Source organism: Micromonospora sp. NBC_00617 (assembly GCF_045161355.1).
Taxonomy (GTDB): domain Bacteria; phylum Actinomycetota; class Actinomycetes; order Mycobacteriales; family Micromonosporaceae; genus Micromonospora.
Window position 1 is genome coordinate 304,203 of record NZ_CP107751.1, and the last position, 18,686, is coordinate 322,888.

Consider the following 18,686-nt stretch of genomic DNA (forward strand, 5'->3'; position numbering starts at 1 on the left):
GGACGATGCCTGACCGCAGTGCGTGGCTGATTCGATGTGTCACGTCCGCCGGTGGTAGTGGTTGCGGCGGGGGAGTTGGTCGGGGTCGAGCCAGGCCGGCGGGAGGAAGTCGGGGTGGCCGTCGCGGCCGAGGCGGACGGTCCACTCGCTGTGGTGGACGTGTCGGTGGTGGTGGCCGCAGAGGAGCACCGCGTTGTCGAGGCTGGTGTCGCCGCCGTCGGCCCAGTGGTGGATGTGGTGGGCGTCGCACCAGCGGGGTGGGCGGTCGCAGCCGGGGAAGGCGCAGCCGCGGTCGCGCAGGACGAGGGCGCGGCGGAGTGGGCCGGTGATGAGGCGGCGTTGCCGGCCGACGTCGAGGGTCTGGCCGGCGCTGCCGAGGACGGCGGGCAGGATGGCGGCGTCGCAGGCGAGGCGCCGCACGGACTCCGGGGCGAGGTCGAAACCGGTGTCCAACGTGCCTGCGCCGAGCTGCCGGACGAGGTTGTCGTAGCTCGTGGTGACGACGAGCTGCGCCGGCTCGCCGCCGTGCTCGGGTAGGCCGCCGGTACGCAGGCTGAGTCGGCACAGGTCGGCGAGGGCGTCGTGGCGGCGTTGCCCGGGGGAGCGCTGGTCGTCGGGGCCGGTGGGCGCGGTCAGTGGGTCGATGGCCGCGCGGAGCAGGCCGGCGGTCTCGCTGTCGAGGGTGCCGGTGAGGCGCAGGCGGCCGTCGCTCAGGGTGGAGAGGGTGACGTGGCGGTCGCGGGTGGCTCGGCGATCCTCGGCGTCGAGGGCGGCCTGGGCGGCTCGGTCGGCGATGTCGGGTGCGACGTGGTCGAGGATGCGGGTGCCGAGTTTGCGCAGCAGGGTCGGGTCGAACTGCCCGGCCCACTCGACCAGCAAGCCGACGGCCTTGTCGGCGGCCGCGCTGCCGGCGGCGCCCTCGACGGTGGTGACGGTGTCGGCGATGACGCGGGCCTGGTCGAGGGTGATGTCGGCGTCGGCCAGCGCCTGTCGTATGCCGGAGTTGCCGGTGTCGAGGGTGGTGGCGAGGTCGACGAGGCGGCGGGCGGTGGGGACGGTGAGGTGCAGGCGCTCGCGCAGCCAGACCGCGGTGGAGGACGCGCCCTGCGCGATGGGCGTGCCTCGACCGTCGAGCTCGCGGATCAGGGCCAGTTTGACGGCGGCGAGGCGCTGCTCGATGCGGTGCGCGGCGTCGAGCGCGGCGACGAGGTCATCTGCGCAAAGGGCCCAGGCCGCCGTGTCGGCGCAGGCCGAGACCGCGGCCTCTGCCTGCGCCAACCCCTCCATCATGGTCCGATACTAGAACAACTGTACGACATTTCCAGCGACCAAGATCGATTGATCCGTCAGCGCTTCAGACTGGGAGCGGAGGGACCAGCCGGTGAACGGGAACACCGTGCCGCCGGCCCCCGCCGCCCCACACCGCTCCAGGTCGTGCCACCCCTCGTCGTACCCAATAGAGACGGGGTCGGCGAGGATCGGGTAGCGGGCAACCCGGCCACACTGCCGCCCAGATCGCGAGTTGTGGCGGCTGCGATCTGCAGCCCGTGGACTCGGCCCGCGGCCCGCGGCCCGCGGCCCGCGGCCCGAGGCCCGCGGCCAGTGGCCTGCGGTCTGCGGACTCGGTCCGGGGACTCGGCCTGCGGCCCGGGACTCGGCTCGCGGACGCGGCCTGCGGCCCGTGCGGCCTTCTAGAAGGTGTGTTCGGCGCTCGGGAACTCGCCGCCGCGGACCTCGTCGGCGAAGCGGCGGGTGGCGTCGGTGAGGACGTCGGCCAGGTCGGCGTAGCGCTTCACGAAGCGCGGCGCCTTGCCGGTGCGCAGGCCGGCCATGTCCTGCCAGACCAGCACCTGGGCGTCGGTGTCCGGACCGGCGCCGATGCCGACCGTGGGGATCGCCAGTTCGTGGGTGATCTGCTTGGCCACCTCCCCCGGCACCATCTCCAACACCACCGCGAACGCGCCGGCCTCGGCCACCGCGCGCGCGTCGGCCAGCACCTCGTCGGCCGTGTCGCCCCGGCCCTGCACGCGGTAGCCGCCCAGGGTGTGCTCGCTCTGCGGGGTGAAGCCGATGTGCGCCATCACCGGGATGCCGGCCCCGACGATCGCGGCGATCTGCGCGGCGCAGCGTCGGCCGCCCTCCAGCTTCACCGCGTGGCAGCCGCCCTCCTTCATGAACCGGACGGCGGTGCGCAGCGCCTGGGTCGGGCCCTCCTCGTACGAGCCGAAGGGCAGGTCACCCACGACGAGGGCCTGCCGGGTCGAGCGCACCACGGCCCGTACCAGCCCAAGCAGGTCGTCGGCGGTCACCGGCAGGGTGGTCTCATAGCCGAACACGTTGTTCGCGGCCGAGTCGCCGACCAGCAGCACCGGTACGCCGGCCCGGTCGAAGATCCCCGCCGTGTACTGGTCGTACGAGGTGAGCATCGGCCACCGCTCGCCACGCTCCTTGGCGGCGATCAGGTCGCGGGTGCGGATCCGACGGGTGGCCGGTCCGCCGTACAGCGCGGTCACCTCGTTCGGAGTGGACTCGGTCATGACTGTCTCCTTCCTCGAGGCCGCCTGCGCGGTCCCCGGGTTCCGTTGCGATCGTCGCACCGCCAGGCCCGGCGACGGCAGGGCGCAGTGGAAGATGTCACTCACGACCGTCGCGCACCGGGCACGTCGTACCGCGCCGGGCCGGGTCCGGTGACCCGGCCCGGGTGTACGAGGTCAGCCGTGCTCGCGCCACCGGTTGGTGATCGGCAGACGACGGTCGCGGCCGAACGCCTTCATGGAGATCTTCGTGCCGGGCGCCGACTGGCGTCGCTTGTACTCGGCGGTATCCACCAGCCGCAGCACCTTGTCGACGACGGCCGGGTCGTGGCCCGACTCGACCAGCCCGCCGCGGCCCAGGTCGCCGTCGACGTAACCGATCAGGATCGGGTCCAGCACGTCGTAGTCGGGCAGGGAATCGCTGTCGAGCTGGCCCGGGCTCAACTCGGCGCTCGGCGGCTTGCCGATCGAGTTCTCCGGGATCGGGGCGGTGTCACCGCGGCGGGCCGCGTCCGCGTTGCGCCACTTCGCCAGCCGCCAGACGAGCGTCTTCCAGACATCCTTGATCGGGTTGAAGCCGCCCACCGAGTCGCCGTACAGGGTGGAGTAGCCGACCGCCAGCTCGCTCTTGTTGCCGGTGGTGAGCACCAGGTGGCCCTCCTGGTTCGACAGCGCCATCAGGATGACGCCGCGTACCCGGGCCTGGAGGTTCTCCACGGCGATCCCGGACAGCGACAGGTTGGCGAGGAAGGCGTCCACCATCGGCTGGATCGGCTCGACGCGGTAGTCCAGCCCGGTGCGCTTGGCCAGGTCGGCGGCGTCCTCACGGGAGTGTTCGGAGGAGTGCTGGCTGGGCAGCGACACCCCGACCACCCGGTCCGGGCCGAGCGCGTCGACGGCGAGGGCGGCCACCACCGCCGAGTCGATGCCGCCGGAGAGGCCGAGCACCACCGACGCGAACCGGTTCTTGTTGACGTAGTCGCGCAGGCCGAGCACCAGCGCGTGCCACACCTCGGCCTCGTCGGCCACCGGCTCGATCAGCCCGCCGACGGCGGCCGGGCCGGACGGCGCGGGCGGGATCACGTCCACCGTGTGGTGCGCCACCCGCATGTCGTCCGCGACGTTCCGGCTGCCCGGGGCCGTGGTCGCGGGCGGCAGCTCGACGTCGTGCACGAGCAGGTGCTCGACGAACTGCGGGGCGCGGGTGAGCAGTTCGCCGTCGGAGGTGACGATCATCGAGTCGCCCTCGAAGACCAGCTCGTCCTGGCCGCCGATCATGTTGACGTACGCGATGACGGCGTTCGCCTCGGCGGCCCGGCGGCGAACCAACGGCAGCCGGATGTCGTCCTTGTTCAGCTCGTACGGCGAACCGTTGATGTTGACCACCAGGCCGACGCCGGCCTGCCGGGCGGCGGCGAACGGGCCGCCGGCCTGCCACAGGTCCTCGCAGATGGTCAGCGCGACGTCCACCCCGCCGATCCGCACCACGGTCAGCTGGTCGCCGGAGACGAAGTAGCGGTCCTCGTCGAAGACGCCGTAGTTGGGCAGGTGGTGCTTGAAGTAGCGGGCGACAACCGTGCCCCGGTGCAGCAGCGCGGCGGCGTTGCGGGCACCCCGGCCCGGCTCGGCGTCCCCGCTGACCTGCGGCGGCCCGTCGGCGTCCAGGTAGCCGACCACGACCGGCAGGTCACCGAGACCGTCCTCGGCGAGGTCGGCGGCGAGCCGCTCGACGGCGGCCTGGGACGCGGCGACGAAGGAACGCCTGAAGACCAGATCCTCGACCGGGTAGCCGGTCAGCATCATCTCCGGAAAGAGCACGAGCTGGGCGCCGGCGTCGGCGGCCTGGCGGGTCCAGCTGCGGACCAGGTCGGCATTGCCGGCGAGGTCGCCGACGGTCGGGTTGACCTGGGACAGGGCGAGACGCAGGGTGGGCATGTCCTCATCTTGCCCCAGCCTGGCCGGAGCAATCCGTACCGTCGGACGAGATGGCGGCCACGCGCGAGCGCCGCCGCGACGACCAGGCCGGATCGGTACCGTTCGGCGGGCGGGACACGAGGGGACGGACGGCGGCGGTTCGCGTAACGTCTGCGTAACCAGGCCCGGGAACACTGGGCGGTCAGGTCGGCTACAGCCCGACCAAGGCGGACAAAAGAGTGTCGCGAGGGGTTGGGGAAGTGGACCGTCAGCAGGAGTTCGTCCTCCGTACGCTGGAAGAGCGGGACATCCGGTTCGTCCGGCTGTGGTTCACGGACGTGCTGGGCACGCTCAAGAGCGTCTCGGTGGCGCCCGCGGAGCTGGAGGCGGCCTTCGAGGAGGGCATCGGCTTCGACGGCTCGGCCATCGAGGGCTTCGCCCGCGTCTTCGAGTCGGACATGGTCGCCATGCCCGATCCGACCACCTTCCAGGTCTTCCCCTTCGAGGGCGGGGTCAGCGGCGAGAGCGCCCGGATGTTCTGCGACATCCTGCTGCCCGACGGCAGCCCGTCCTGGGCCGACCCGCGGCACGTGCTGCGCCGGGCGCTCTCCCGGGCGGCCGAGAAGGGCTTCACCTTCTACACCCATCCCGAGATCGAGTTCTTCCTGCTGGAGAACGGCCCGCAGGACGGCTCGGTGCCCACCCCGGTGGACACCGGCGGCTACTTCGAGCACACCACCCACGCCGTGGCCCGCGACTTCCGCCGCCAGGGCGTGCTGGCGCTGGAGCGGATCGGCATCTCGGTGGAGTACAGCCACCACGAGGTGGCCCCCGGCCAGCAGGAGATCGACCTGCGCTACGCCGACGCGCTGACCACCGCCGACAACATCATGACCTTCCGGCACGTGGTGAAGGAGGTCGCGCTCTCCACCGGGGTGCAGGCCAGCTTCATGCCGAAGCCCTTCACCGACCAGCCGGGCAACGGCATGCACACGCACCTGTCGCTGTTCGAGGGGGAGCGCAACGCCTTCCACGACGCCGGCGACCCGATGAAGCTCTCCAAGGTGGCCAAGTCGTTCATCGCCGGGCTGCTCACCCACGCCCGGGAGTACACCGCGGTCACCAACCAGTGGGTCAACTCCTACAAGCGGCTGTTCCCCCTGGCGCTGCCGGACCGGATCACCGAGAGCCCGGCGTACGTCTGCTGGGGGCACCTGAACCGGTCCGCGCTGGTCCGCGTCCCGGCGTACGGCAAGCCGAACTCCGCCCGGGTCGAGGTCCGGTCGCTGGACTCGGCGACCAACCCGTACCTCGCCTTCGCGGTGCTGCTCGGCGCCGGCCTGAAGGGCATCGAGGAGGGCTACGAGCTGCCGCCGGGCGCCGAGGACGACGTCTGGTCGCTGAGCAGCGCGGAGCGCCGCGCCATGGGGTACGAGGCGCTGCCGGAGAACCTGGCCGAGGCGATCGACGTGATGGCCGAATCCGAACTGGTCGCCGAGGTGCTCGGCGAGCACGTCTTCGACTTCTTCCTGCGCAACAAGCGGACCGAGTGGGAGCAGTACCGCCGCGAGGTCACCCCGTACGAGCGGCAGCGTTACCTGGCGCTGTAGTCGCGGGGCTGACGCGGTGGCGCGCTGCCGCTATCGTCTCGATCATCGCGCCGGTACCCCTCCGGGCGGAGAGTCGGGAGGCAGTCGGTGCTGGAGGATCTGCTCAGCGGTGCCTGGCAGAGCGTCGTGTTCGGGGTCGTGGGCGTCGGGCTCATGGCTGCCGGGTTCGGGCTCGTCGACCTGCTGACCCCGGGGCGGTTGCGGGAGCTGATCTGGGTCGAGCGCAACGTCAACGCGGGGTTGCTGCTCGCCGCCAACCAGCTCGGCATCGCCGGCATCGTCTTCACGGCGATCCTGACCAGCTACAGCGACTTTGGCCGAGGGCTGGCCTCCACCGTGATCTTCGGGCTCGTCGGGCTGGCCATCATGGCGCTGGCCTTCTTCGTGCTCGACCTGCTCACCCCCGGCAAGCTCGGTGAGGTCATCTGCTCGTCCGAGCCGCACCCGGCGGCCCGGATCAGCGCCGCCACGCACTTCGGCGCGGCGCTGATCGTCTGCGCCTGCATCGCCTGAGGCCGGTCGCCCGAGCGGGGTCGCCTGAGTCCGCGCGTCCGGGGCCGGTCGTCGTACCCCGGTCGTAGCGTGCCGGGCATGAACCGCACGGACCGGCTCTACGCCCTGGTCGAGGAGCTGCGGGCGGTGTCGCCCCGGCCGCGCAGCGCCCGCTGGCTGGCCGCCCACTTCGAGGTGAGCAGCCGGACCATCGAGCGGGACATCGGCGCGCTCCAGGAGGCCGGGGTGCCGATCTGGGCCGAGCCCGGGCGCACCGGCGGCTACGTCCTGGACCGCAGCCGCACCTTGCCGCCGGTCAACCTGACCCCGGCCGAGGCGGTGGCGATGGCCGTCGCGCTGCACCGGCTCGCCGGCACCCCGTTCGCCGGGCCGGGCGCCACCGCGCTGCGCAAGCTGGTGGCGGTGCTGCCGGCCGCCGACGCCGCCGAGGCGCACCGCCTCGCCGGCCGGGTGCACCTGATCGGCGACGGGCCGGCCACGCCCGTGCCGGCCACCGTCGCCGACGCGGTCACCGCGCGGCGGGTGCTGCGCATCCGGTACGCCGACCGCGCCGGCGTCGACTCGGTGCGCGACGTCGAGCCGCTGGGCTACCTGGGCAACCCGCGACACTGGTATCTGCTCGCCTGGTGCCGGCTGCGCGACGAGCTGCGCTGCTTCCGTACCGACCGGATCGGGGACGTCCGCGCGCTGCCCGAGGTGGTCGTCCGGGAGCTCCGCCTGACGGATCTCGACATCCCCCGGGAACGGGTCCGCCCGCTGAGCCTGGTCTGAGTCGGGTCCGGCTCGCACCGATCTCCGTCGGGTGATCCGGCAAACACCGACAGGACGGTGTCGCCGACGGCCCCGAAACTGCTCTGGACGACGGCGAACCGCCGTCCCGGCAACTCTGGAGGCAGCACGTGGCCACGACGCCCATCACCTGGTTCGAGATCGGCACCGACCGGCCGGAGGAGGCGGAACGTTTCTACGGCGAGCTGTTCGGCTGGACCTTCGAGGAGCAGGGCGGGGGTAACGGCGGGTCCTATCGGGTGACGGGTGCCGGCGGTGATACCGGGATCGGCGGGGCAATCCGGGCGACCGACGGGACGTCCCCGAACTACGCGGTGTTCTATGCCGAGGTCGACGACGTTGCGCAGACCTGCCGGCGAGCCGAGGCCGCCGGCGCGAAGGTGCTGGTGCCGGCGCGGACCACACCCAGCGGTCTCACGCTCGCCCACCTGCTCGACCCGGCGGGAAATCGCCTCGGCGTGTTCGCACCCCCGCCCACCCAGGGTTGACGCGCGCGGATCCCGCGCGCCAAGGGCTGAAGCGGACGCCCGCCGCAGGGTCCGACGCGTGCGCCCCGCGCCGGTGCCGACGGGCGCTGCCCCGCCGCGCCGGGGCTGGCGGGCGCGCGGCCCCCGCCGCGTCGGGGCTGGCGGGCGCGCGGCCCCCCGTCGCGTCGGGGTTGGCGCGTGCGGCCCCCCGTCGCGCCGAGGCTGACGCCGGTCCCGCGGGCATGATCGACTCCAGGTCGCCGATGTGGCGGTGTCCGAGTGCGATGGACGCCGCCACATCGGCGAGACGGAGTGGATCACGCCGGGCGACCCCCTGCCACCCCTGGGGCACGCCTGCCCGGGATGGTCGGAGGCCGACCCGTCGGGTTACCTGCCCGGCGTACCTGCGGGAGCGCCGTAGCCGCCCGGTCCGCGGTCGCCGCCGCCCGGCCAACGGTGGCCGCCGCCCGGCCCGTGGTCGCCACCGCCCGGCCCACGGTGGCCGCCGCCGGGGCCGGGGAAGACGCCGGCCTCGACGGCCTTGGTGATGGCGTCGGCCTGCTCCTGGGTTAGCCTGCCGTCCTTGACCGCCTGGTCCAGCCGCTCCTTCAGCGCGGCCTGCCGGTCCTCGGCGGACGGACGCGCCGGACGATCGGCGGGCCGGTGCTGCTCGCGGACCTTCTCCAGTGCGGCGGTCACCTTGTCGGTGGGGACACCCAGCTCCTTGGCGAGCGCCTCGGCGAACTCACCCTGCCGGTCGGCCTTCGCTCCGCCAGCGGGGGCGGTGCTGGCGGTCGGGGGCGGCGTCGGGGTGTCCGCGGCGAACGCGATCGTCGGGGCGGCGATCCCCACGCCGAGGACGCCCGCGGTGGCCAGGCCGGCCAGCAGGTGCTTCCTACGGATGGTGCGGGACATGCTGTCCTCCAGAAGGTCGGTGATGCGCGATGTCGTCACCGACAGTGACGGGCGATCCTGGGCGCGACCCGTGGCGACCCTGTCAGCGAGCTGACAATCGAGCAGCGGCTGCCGTCGAGCAGCGGGCTGCCAATCGAGGCTGCGATCGGTGCAATTGGTTGTGTCGTCGTTGGTCAGGCGGTCAGGGTTGGTGGTCGCCAACGGAGGGACACCTCACGGTGGGGAGGCGGTGGGGAGGCGGGAGGGCGGCGGTGGGCGGCGGGAGGGCGGCGCGGAAGTGGGTGGGCCGGGTCGCCGGGAGAGGCGGGGGCTAGCGGACGGCGGGGGAGACCGTCAGGGTTCCGGTGTCGGTGTCCAGGGTTGCGGTGGTGCCTACCGGGACGGTCAGCTGGTCGGGGCCGTGGCCGATGGGGAGGCCGCCGAGGATTGGTACGCCCAGGTCGCCGAGGCGATCGGTGAGCACGTCGACGATCGTGGTCTCCCAGCCGTCGCCGCAGTCGGTGAACTGCCCGACCGCCACACCGGCCAGCCCGTCCAGCGCGCCGGCGCGGCGCAGGTGGGTGAGCATCCGGTCGACCTTGTACGGGGGCTCCTGCACGTCCTCGATCAACAGCACGGCGCCGGTCAGATCGGGCAGGTCCGGAGTGCCGATCGACGCGGCGATCAGGCACAGGTTGCCGCCCAGCAGGGTGCCGGTGGCGCGACCCGGCACCCGTACGCCGAAGGTCTCCTCGGTGGGCGCCGCCTCGACGGTCACCGGCTCGGTGGTCATCAGCGCCGCGTGCAGGGACTCGGCGGAGCGCAGCGACGTCCGCTCGTCCCGCCAGGCGGCCCCCGGGCCGTGCACACCGGCCAGCCGGGCGCCCCGCCACAGGGCGAGCTGCAACGCGGTGATGTCCGAGAAGCCGGCCACCACCTTCGGGTCGCGGCGGACGGCGGCCATGTCGATGGCGTCCACGATCCGCTGTGCGCCGTACCCGCCCCGGGTGCAGATGACGCCGCGTACCTGCGGGTCGGCGAACGCCGCGTTCAGGTCGGCGGCCCGCAGGTCGTCAGTGCCGGCGAGGTAGCCGTGGCGGGCGTACGCGTTCGACGCCGGCATTGGCCGCAGGCCCCACCCGGTGAGCAACTCCATCCCCCGGGCGACCCGCTCCGGCGAGGTCGGCCCGGACGGTGACACCAGCAGCACCGTGTCCCCGGGGCGCAGGACGGGCGGGCGGACGACGGCCGAATCCTCGTTGATCACAATCGCAGAGCCTAACGACACCGCGGAGCCGGACGAGCAGCGAAGTCGGGCCGTCGACGCCGGTGTACGCGTCGGCCACCAAACCCGGTGCCGGGCGGGGGCATCCGAGCGACGTGGGCCGTGGCGGGGCGTGGCGCTGCGGGACGTACCGGCTAGCCTCGACGCGTGGCAACCGCGCTGGTGATCGAGAACGACCCGACGGACGACGCACGCCGGTTGGGTGAGTGGCTGACCGAGGCTGGGCTGGAGCTGTGGGTGGTCCGCCCGCACGCCGGCGACGAGCTCCCCGCCGACCTGGAGGGGTACGCGGCGCTGGTGGTGCTCGGCGGCGACCAGCAGGCGTACCCGCTGCCGGACGGCTCGCCCGGCGCACCCTGGTTCCCGGCCGTGGAGGGGTTGCTGCGCAAGGCGGTCCGGTACCGGGTGCCGACCCTGGCCGTCTGCCTGGGCGCGCAGTTGCTCGCCACCGCGCACGCCGGTCTGGTCGAGCGGAGCCCGTCCGGGCCGGAGATCGGCCCCGGCGTGGTCGGCCGGCGCGACGCCGCCGAGGGCGACCCGCTGTTCCGGTACGTGCCGCTGATCCCGGACGTGCTCCAGTGGCACTCCGACGAGATCACCGAGCTGCCCCGGGGCGCCACCCTGCTGGCGGCCTCCACCCGTTACCCGCACCAGGCGTTCCGGCTCGGCGACCGGGCCTGGGGGCTGCAGTTCCACATCGAGTGCGACACCGCGATGATCGCCGACTGGGCCACCGACTCGGCCCAGCTCGCGGAGCTGGGCTACGACCCGGAGCTGGTCGTGGCGGCCTGCGACTCGGTGATGGTGGACGTCGAGGAGGTCTGGCAGCCGTTCGCCGCCCGGTTCGCGGCGCTGGCCCTCGGCGAGTTGGACGACAGCACGACGCGGCGTGGCCTGCCGCTGCTCGGGCACGGATGAGCCGGCCGACGAGGGCGCCGGGTCGGCTCGCCCGCTACGGCTTCGGCGTCGCCGACGGCGACGGCGGAGCCCGCGCCGCCGACCTGCTCGGCCCGGACGGGCTGGGCCTCTGGCAGCCGGTCGAGCAGGAGCCGGTCGACGAGACGGCCACGGAGCTGCTCGCCGCGCTGTCCCGGGCCGCCGACCCGGATCTGGCGCTGCGCCAACTGCACCGCATCGTCGAGGCCGAACGGCGAATCAGCGGCGACGGCGCGCCTGGCGGCAGCGGCGCGCGCTCGTCGCTGATCGCGGAGCTGCACGCCGATCCCGGGCTGCGGCGTCGACTGATCGCCGTCCTGGGCGCGTCGTCGGCGCTCGGTGATCACCTGGTGGCCAACCCGGAGCACTGTCTGGCGCTGCGCACCGCCCCGGACGGGCTCGCGCCGATCGCCGAGGGCCGTCTGGAACCGGCCGGCGACGGCAACCCCGTGGCGGTGCTGCGGACCGCGTACCGGCTGGCGTTGCTGCGGATCGCGGCGGCCGACCTCACCGGCGGCCGGGCTCTGGAGCAGACCATGGCGGCGTTGTCCGCGCTGGCCGACGCGACGCTGGCCGCGGCGTACGAAATCGCCGTCGACGAGCTGGCGGCGGGCACCGAGCGACCCCGGCTGGCCGTGGTGGCGATGGGCAAATGCGGCGGCGGCGAGCTGAACTACGTCTCCGACGTGGATGTGATCTTCGTGGCCGCCGAGGACGGCGACCTGCCCGCCGCGACCCTGGTGGCGACCCGGTTGATCCACATCTGCGGGCTGGTCGCCTGGCCGGTGGACGCCGCGTTGCGGCCCGAGGGCAACCGGGGCCCGCTGGTGCGTACCCTCGCCAGCCACCTGGCCTACTACCGGCGGTGGGCGCGCACCTGGGAGTTCCAGGCGCTGCTCAAGGCCCGTCCGGCCGCCGGAGACCTGGCGCTGGCCCAGGAGTGGATCGACCAGCTCGCTCCGCTGGTGTGGCGGGCCGCCGAACGACCCGAGGCGGTCGAGGACGTCCGCGCGATGCGCCGCCGGATCATCGACAACATCCCGCCGAAGGAGCTGGAACGCGAGATCAAGCGCGGTCCCGGCGGGCTGCGCGACATCGAGTTCGCCGTCCAGCTCCTGCAACTCGTGCACGGCCGCGGCGACGAGACGCTGCGGGCGCCGGGCACGATCCCGGCGCTGCGCGCGCTGGTCGCCGGCGGCTACGTCGGCCGCGCTGACGGCGAGTCACTGCTGCGCGGCTACCGCTTCCTGCGCAGCGTCGAGCACCGGCTCCAGTTGCAGGCCCTGCGCCGTACGCACACCGTGCCCACCGAGCCGTCCGCGCTGCGCTGGCTGGCCGCCGCGCTGGATTTCACGGCCACGCCGGGGCGCAGCGCCGTGGAGAGCTTCCGGGCCGAGTGGGTCACCCACGCCACCGAGGTACGCCGGCTGCACGCCAAGCTGCTCTACCGGCCGCTGCTGGAGTCGGTGGCCCGGGTGCCCGCCGACGGGCTGCGGCTCACGCCGGAGGCCGCCCGGCACCGGTTGGAGATCCTCGGGTTCGCCGACCCGGCGGGGGCGCTGCGTCACCTCCAGGCCCTCACCGGCGGGGTGAGCCGCACCGCGGCCATCCAGCGGACCCTGCTGCCGGTGCTGCTGAGCGAGTTCGCCGACGCGCCGGAGCCGGACCGGGGGCTGCTCAACTACCGCAAGGTCTCCGACAAGCTGGGCAGCACCCCCTGGTACCTGCGGCTGCTGCGCGACGGCGGTCCCGTGGCCCGGCGGCTGGCCCGGGTCCTGGCCCTCTCCCGGTACGTCGCCGACCTGCTCGCCCGCGATCCGGAGGCGCTGCGGCTGCTCGCCGAGGAGAACGAGTTGGCGCCGCGCTCACGGGCGGTGCTGCGGGAGGGTTTCCTGGCGGCGGCGGCCCGACACGCCGACCCGATCGAGGCGACCCGCGCGGTGCGGGCGCTGCGCCGCCGGGAACTGGTCCGCGTGGCGTGCGCCGACGTGCTCTGCCGCGCCGGCGCGCTCGCCCCCACCCCGACCCGGCCGGACGGCACGACGCGGCCGGCCGTCGGCCTGGCCGACATCACCGAGGTCGGCACGGCGCTCTCCGACGTCACCGACGCCACTCTCGCCGCCGCGCTGCGCGCCGCCCGGGCCAGCCAACCGGCCCCGCAAGGGCTGCGGTTCGCGGTGATCGGGATGGGCCGGCTCGGCGGGTACGAGTCGAACTACCTCTCCGACGCCGACGTGCTCTTCGTCTACGACCCGCCCGCCGACAGCGGCGAGAGCGCCGCCAGCGCCGCCGCACACGCCATCGCCGAGGAGCTGCGGCGACTGCTCGGCGTGCCCGCCCCCGACCCGCCGCTCGGTGTCGACGCCGACCTGCGCCCGGAGGGCCGGCAGGGCCCGCTGGTGCGCAGCCTCGCCGCGTACGCGCAGTACTACGCCCGCTGGTCGCGGGTGTGGGAGGCGCAGGCGCTGCTGCGCGCCCGGTTCGTCTGTGGTGACGCCGACCTGGGCGCCGAGTTCGAGGCGATGATCGAACCGGTGCGCTACCCGGCCGACGGGCTGACCCGCGAGCAGGTCGTGGAGATCCGCCGGATCAAGGCACGGGTGGAGACCGAGCGGCTGCCGCGCGGCGCCGACCCGGCCACCCACACCAAGCTGGGCCGGGGCGGGCTGGCCGACGTGGAGTGGGCGGTCCAGCTCGTCCAGCTCCGGCACGCGGGCGCGATCCCGGAACTGCGCGGCACGCGTACCCTCGATGCCCTCGCGGCGGCCGAGCGGGCCGGCCTGATCGACCCGGCGGACGCCGCGGAGATGGCTGCCGGCTGGTCCCTGGCCGCGCAGGTCCGCAACGCGTTGATGCTGGTCCGGGGCCGCGCCGGTGACCAGCTGCCGCGGCACGGGGTGGAGCTGGCCGGGGTGGTCCGGCTGCTTGGCCGCGACGACCCGGGGGAGTTCCTCGACGAGTACCTGCGCACCGGCCGCCGCTCCCGCGCCGCCGCGCAGCGGGTGCTGGAGGCGTAGCGCCGGTCAACTGCCGACGGTGTACTCGCCGGCCTGGGGAACGGTGACGGTGCTCCAGGCCCCGTCGGCGGTGACGGTGGCCCCGCCGGAGGCCATCAGCCACCGGCTGTGCCGGACCCGGACGGCCACCGGACCGGCGGTCGGGGCCCGGAAGGTCAGCGCCGCGCCGTCGGCGCGGACCAGCTCGGCGGGCGCGGCGACCAGCGGCGTCGGGTCGGCCACCGCCCAGACCCGCCAGTGCGCGCCGGACCAGACCGGCGTCAGGTACGGCAGGCCGCCCTCGACCAGCTCCGCCTCGGCCCGTCCCACCCAGGACAGCGGGGCGTCCGGCACCGCCACGTACTGCACGGCGTTCTCCGCCAGCCAGGCCCGGTAGCTGGCCGGGGTCAGCGGCACGCCGGTGCCCGCCGCGCCGGGCACGGTGGTGAAGAACAGCGGGTTGCGGTAGATGTCGGCCTGCCGCAGCCAGCCGCGGGCCAGTGGCACCTCGCCGAGGCGGGCCGCCTCCCAGTAGTTGCGCGTCGGCGGCACCTCCACCCGGCCGGTGAGCCGCTGCCCGGCCAGGAACGCGCGCAGCGGCGCGTGGTAGCCGGGCGCGCTGGTCGGGTCGCCGATGCCGCGCAGGTCGGCGGGCACCACCGGCGGCTGCCACCCGCAGACGGCCACCAGCAGCGCGGTCAGGCCCACACCGCCGAGCAGGCGGGCACGCCGCGACCGCTGCGGCGTCGCGGTGCTGGCCAGGACAGCGCCGGGCGTCGCGGTGCCGGCCAGGGTGGTGCCGGGCGGGGTGGCGCTTTGCGGGGCCGGGCGGTCGGCGTGCCGGCGGGCGAGGCGGGCGGTGAGCCAGGCCGGCGGCCGGGCGGCGGCGGCCAGCACCGGCAGCGCGAACATCGTCGCCAGCCGGGTCGCGTTCAACCCCACCGGGGTGTGGACCAGCGCGGCGGCGAGCACCCCGGCGGTGGAGAGGAGCGCGCCGAACCGCACCGGCCGGTACGCCACCAGCGCCGCCACCACCAGGCTGGTCACCACCGCGCGCAGGGTGTCGGTGCGGCTGATGTTCATCCAGCCGCCGTCGCCGAAGAGCAGCGCGGTCGCGGCCAGCGGCACGGCCGCCGCGACACCGAGCGTCAGACCGTCGGCGTAGCGGCGGGTGAGCAGCAGCGCCACGCCCGCCAGGCCGACGAACAGGCCCGCCACCGGGCTCGTCGCCGAGGCCAGCAGCGCGCCGACCGCGGCGAGCGCGAGACGCCGACCCGGGGGTACGCCCCGAGTCAGCGCCAGCAGCGCGGCCAGCCCGAACGCGACACCCAGGGCGTACGTCACCCGGCCGGAGACCAGGTTGCCGGCCAGCGTGACCACGCCGACCATGCTGCCCAGCAGCGGACGGGGCACCGGACTGCGAACCAGCAGCGCGGCCAGCGCGGCGGCCGACGCCACCAGGGCCAACGCACCTGTCACCCGCACGCCGAGCAGGGCCATCACCGGCTGGGACACGAGGCTGTAGCCGAACTGCTGCACCCCGCCGTACCAGCGCAGATCGATCGGTGTCAGGCCATGGGCGGCGAAGAAGTCCGCCCGGGCGACCTGGGCGGCGAGGTCCGAGCCCATCAGCGGCAGGGCCAGCCAGAGCGCGCCGAGCACGACGGCGGAACCGGTGGCCACCGCCACCACCCGACTGCGCCGCATGCCCACCTCCGTACCGCGACAACCGTACTGGCAGCATGTCCGGCGTGCCTCACCACCTCGCGCGCTGGACCGGACTGGCCGGATCGGCGTTGCTCGCCGTAGCCGCGTTCCTCGGCGGCGCCCTGCCCGGATCACCCCTGCGCCCCACCCCGGTCAGCATCTGGCAGGGCCCGCACGGGCCGCTGGTCCTCGCCGCATGGCTGGTCGGCACCGCGCTGCTGGCGTACGCCTGGTGGTCGCTGCGCGACGGCGTGCCGTCGACCCGCTGGGCGCTGGTCACCGTCGGGCTCTGGCTGCTGCCGGTGCTGATCGCGCCGCCGCTGGCCAGCCGCGACGTCTACGCGTACGCCTGCCAGGGCGCCAGCTACGCCGCCGGGATCAACCCGTACGAGCAGGGCGTCTCCGCGCTGCCCTGCCCCTGGCTGGACACCATCTCCTTCATCTGGCGCGACACGCCGGCGCCGTACGGGCCGCTGTTCGTGGTGCTCGCCGGCGCGGTGGTCAAGGCCACCGGCTCGCTGACCGGCGCGATCGTGGTGTTCCGGCTGATCGCCGTGGCGGGGGTGGCGCTGACCGCGGTCGGCCTGCCGGCGCTGGCCCGGCGAGCCGGCGTGCCGGCCTCCCGGGCGGTCTGGCTGACGCTCGCCTGCCCGCTGGTCGCCGTGCACCTGGTCGGCGGCGCGCACAACGACGCCCTGATGGTCGGCCTGCTGGTCGCCGGGCTGGCGGTGATCGCCTCGCGGCCCGGCCGCCCCGGTCCGCTGCTCGCCGGTGGCGCGCTGCTCGGGCTGGCCGCCGCGATCAAGGTGACGGCGCTGGTCGTGGTGCCGTTCGCGGCGCTGGCCGCGATCGTCGGCGGGTACTCGATCCGCGCGCTGATCCGCCACGGCGGCTGGGTCGTCGGCGGCGCGGTCGCCGTCGTGGTCGGGGTGACCTTCGCCGCCGGACTGGACTTCGGCTGGGTCGGCGGCCTGGCCCGAGGCGGCGACGTGATCGCCTGGACGTCGCCGTCCACGGCGGTCGGCCAGACCGTCGGCTACCTGGCGGTTCCCTTCGGCGGGCACCTCGACGCCCTGCCGGTCACCCGGGGGATCGGCATGGTCGTGCTGGCGCTGCTGCTGGTGTGGCTGTGGTGGCGGGCCCGCACCCGGGAGCCGCTGTGGCACGCCGCCCTGGCGCTGGCCGCCACGGTCGCCCTCGCTCCGCTGTTCCACCCCTGGTACTGGATCTGGCCCCTCGCGGTGCTCGCGGCCACCGCCCGGCGTACCGGATGGTTCACGGTGGTCGCGCTTGTCGCGTCGTTCCTGGTGCTGCCCGACGGCACCGGGCTGCCCCGGTTCACCAAGTCGGTCGGGGCGCCGCTGATGACGCTGTTGGTGATCGTGCTGGTCATCCGGTTGGTACGGTCGGCTCGGGCGGCCCGTCAGCCGGTCGCCACCGACTGAGGGAAGGTGCGCCGGTGACCACTCCCGGCGCGTCGCCGCTTCCCGGCCCGTCGGCGGCCCGGTGTGCCCGGTACGCCGGCCTGGTCGGCGCGGCCCTGCTCACCGTTGCCGGGTATCTCGGTGGGGCGCTGCCCGACGCCCCGCTGGGCGCGACACCGGTGTCGATCTGGCGAGCCCCGCACGGTCCGGCGACGCTGACCTGCTGGCTCATCGGCACGGCGCTGCTGGTCGGCGCCTGGTGGTCACTGCGCGCCGGTGCGCCGTCGGGCCGGTGGGCGTACGTCACCGCCGGGCTGTGGGCGCTGCCGCTGCTGGTCGCGCCGCCGCTGGGTAGCCGGGACGTCTACTCGTACGCCTGCCAGGGCTGGACGTACGCGCACGGCGTCGACCCGTACGCGGTTCCGGTGGCGGCGGCCGGCTGCCCGTGGGTGGAGGCGGTGGCGCCGATCTGGCGGGACACACCTGCCCCGTACGGGCCGGTCTTCGTGCTGCTCGCGGCGCTCGCGGTCACTCTGGGTGGTGGCCTCACCGGCACGGTCGTGGCGCTGCGGGTCTTCGCCGTGGCGGGCCTGCTCCTGGCGGCGTACTGCCTGCCGGGCCTGGCGCGGGCGGCCGGCGTGCCGACCCGGCGGGCGGCCTGGTTGGCGCTGGCCGCGCCGGTGGTCGGCGTGCACCTGGTGGCCGGGGCGCACAACGACGCCGTGATGCTCGGGCTGCTGCTGTGCGCGCTGCTGCTGGTGATCCGACGGCCGGGTCGACCGGGGGCGCTGCTCGCCGCCGGGGCGCTGCTCGGCCTGGCGGTCACGGTGAAGGCCACCGCCGTGGTGGTGGCCCCGTTCGTCGCGCTGGCCGCGGTGCACGGCCGGCACACCGTACGGGCGCTGCTGCGCGACGGCGGCGCTCTGGCCGGCGCGCTGCTGGCCGCGCTGCTGGTCACCTCGGCGCTGTCCGGTCTCGGGTTCGGCTGGGTGGGCGGGCTGACCCGCAGCGCAGACTCCGAGCAGTGGACGTCGCCGCCCACCGCCGTCGGCCTGGTGGTGGACTACGCCGGTGCGCTGGCCGGGCGGGACCCGCGGGCGGTGCCGGTGGTCCGGGCCGTGGCGCTGCTGCTGCTCGCGATCGTGGTGGTGGTCCTGTGGTCCAGGGCCTGGCGGGACCGGCGGGCCTCGGATGATCCGACCCTGGACCGCGCCCGGGTCGCGCTGCACGGCGCCGGCCTGGCCCTGGCCGCCACGGTGGTCCTGTCCCCGGTCTTCTACCCCTGGTACGCGACCTGGCCGCTGGCACTGCTCGCGCTCACCGCCACCCGGACCACCTGGTTCGTGCTGCCGGCCGGGACGGCGGCCTTCCTGGCCCTGCCCGACGGCACCAACCTGGCCCGCTTCACGAAGGCCCCCGGCGCGGTGGCGATGACCGCCCTGCTCATGTTCCTGCTCCTTCGGGTCGGTCAGAACGGACTGAAGCGCTCGCCACGTCGATGGTCACGGTCCGATGCTCACGATCGCGCTCGAACAGGGAAGTAGTGGCATCGCCGAACCGCCGAGGCCACTACTTCCCGAATCGAGCACGATCCTGTCGGCAGCGGCAGCGGCAGCG

Annotated in this window: 14 protein-coding genes; 8 read left to right on the top strand and 6 right to left on the bottom strand. The window is 74.5% G+C overall.

Annotation, left to right across the window (positions count from 1 at the left end; all coding sequences use genetic code 11):
- Positions 1-39: 39 nt before the first annotated feature.
- The 3 genes from OG505_RS01495 to OG505_RS01505 all read right to left on the bottom strand — a co-directional run bounded on the left by OG505_RS01495 (position 40) and on the right by OG505_RS01505 (position 4,469).
- The gene (locus tag OG505_RS01495; RefSeq protein ID WP_405430404.1) at positions 40-1,290 is read right to left on the bottom strand and encodes a DUF222 domain-containing protein; all 1,251 of its coding nucleotides are present in this window, start codon (positions 1,288-1,290) and stop codon (positions 40-42) included.
- Positions 1,291-1,691: 401 nt separating this feature from the next.
- On the bottom strand, positions 1,692-2,537 hold the full coding sequence (gene panB / locus OG505_RS01500; protein WP_405430406.1) for a 3-methyl-2-oxobutanoate hydroxymethyltransferase: 846 nt from the start codon (positions 2,535-2,537) through the stop codon (positions 1,692-1,694).
- Between the two features lie 174 nt (positions 2,538-2,711).
- Positions 2,712-4,469: an NAD+ synthase gene (locus tag OG505_RS01505; RefSeq protein ID WP_405430407.1), complete on the bottom strand. Its 1,758-nt coding sequence runs from the start codon at positions 4,467-4,469 to the stop codon at positions 2,712-2,714.
- A gap of 239 nt (positions 4,470-4,708) precedes the next feature.
- Here OG505_RS01505 and glnA point away from each other — a divergent pair, with 239 nt between their 5' ends.
- The 4 genes from glnA to OG505_RS01525 all read left to right on the top strand — a co-directional run bounded on the left by glnA (position 4,709) and on the right by OG505_RS01525 (position 7,848).
- Positions 4,709-6,058 carry a type I glutamate--ammonia ligase gene (gene glnA, locus OG505_RS01510; RefSeq protein ID WP_405430409.1) on the top strand — a complete coding sequence of 450 codons (1,350 nt, stop codon included), beginning with the start codon at positions 4,709-4,711 and terminating at the stop codon, positions 6,056-6,058.
- An 87-nt stretch (positions 6,059-6,145) separates the two neighbouring features.
- Positions 6,146-6,571: a DUF350 domain-containing protein gene (locus OG505_RS01515; protein WP_405430410.1), complete on the top strand. Its 426-nt coding sequence runs from the start codon at positions 6,146-6,148 to the stop codon at positions 6,569-6,571.
- 78 nt (positions 6,572-6,649) lie between these two features.
- Positions 6,650-7,342, top strand: a complete 693-nt coding sequence (locus OG505_RS01520; RefSeq protein WP_405430412.1) for a helix-turn-helix transcriptional regulator — start codon at positions 6,650-6,652, stop codon at positions 7,340-7,342.
- 128 nt (positions 7,343-7,470) lie between these two features.
- Positions 7,471-7,848, top strand: a complete 378-nt coding sequence (locus tag OG505_RS01525; protein ID WP_405430413.1) for a VOC family protein — start codon at positions 7,471-7,473, stop codon at positions 7,846-7,848.
- Positions 7,849-8,214: 366 nt separating this feature from the next.
- Here the strand turns inward: OG505_RS01525 and OG505_RS01530 are convergent, their stop codons facing one another.
- Together OG505_RS01530 and OG505_RS01535 are read right to left on the bottom strand one after the other, a co-directional pair.
- Entirely contained in the window at positions 8,215-8,742 is a 528-nt protein-coding gene (locus tag OG505_RS01530; RefSeq protein ID WP_405430415.1) for a hypothetical protein, read from the bottom strand.
- A gap of 310 nt (positions 8,743-9,052) precedes the next feature.
- The gene (locus OG505_RS01535; RefSeq protein WP_405430416.1) at positions 9,053-9,988 is read right to left on the bottom strand and encodes an LD-carboxypeptidase; all 936 of its coding nucleotides are present in this window, start codon (positions 9,986-9,988) and stop codon (positions 9,053-9,055) included.
- 165 nt (positions 9,989-10,153) lie between these two features.
- On the opposite strand from OG505_RS01535, the gene OG505_RS01540 reads away from it, so the two are divergent.
- Both OG505_RS01540 and OG505_RS01545 read left to right on the top strand, forming a co-directional pair.
- On the top strand, positions 10,154-10,924 hold the full coding sequence (locus tag OG505_RS01540) for a type 1 glutamine amidotransferase (protein WP_405430418.1): 771 nt from the start codon (positions 10,154-10,156) through the stop codon (positions 10,922-10,924).
- Entirely contained in the window at positions 10,921-13,959 is a 3,039-nt protein-coding gene (locus OG505_RS01545; RefSeq protein ID WP_405430419.1) for a bifunctional [glutamine synthetase] adenylyltransferase/[glutamine synthetase]-adenylyl-L-tyrosine phosphorylase, read from the top strand. Before OG505_RS01540 ends, OG505_RS01545 begins: the two co-directional genes overlap by 4 nt.
- Positions 13,960-13,965: 6 nt before the next feature.
- On the opposite strand, the gene OG505_RS01550 is transcribed toward OG505_RS01545, so the two are convergent.
- Complete coding sequence (locus tag OG505_RS01550; protein ID WP_405430420.1) at positions 13,966-15,645, bottom strand: hypothetical protein; 1,680 nt, start codon at positions 15,643-15,645, stop codon at positions 13,966-13,968.
- Positions 15,646-15,680: 35 nt separating this feature from the next.
- Here OG505_RS01550 and mptB (OG505_RS01555) point away from each other — a divergent pair, with 35 nt between their 5' ends.
- Together mptB (OG505_RS01555) and mptB (OG505_RS01560) are read left to right on the top strand one after the other, a co-directional pair.
- The gene (gene mptB, locus OG505_RS01555; RefSeq protein WP_405430421.1) at positions 15,681-17,090 is read left to right on the top strand and encodes a polyprenol phosphomannose-dependent alpha 1,6 mannosyltransferase MptB; all 1,410 of its coding nucleotides are present in this window, start codon (positions 15,681-15,683) and stop codon (positions 17,088-17,090) included.
- Between the two features lie 14 nt (positions 17,091-17,104).
- Entirely contained in the window at positions 17,105-18,613 is a 1,509-nt protein-coding gene (gene mptB, locus OG505_RS01560) for a polyprenol phosphomannose-dependent alpha 1,6 mannosyltransferase MptB (protein WP_405430422.1), read from the top strand.
- The last annotated feature ends 73 nt before the right edge of the window (positions 18,614-18,686 follow it).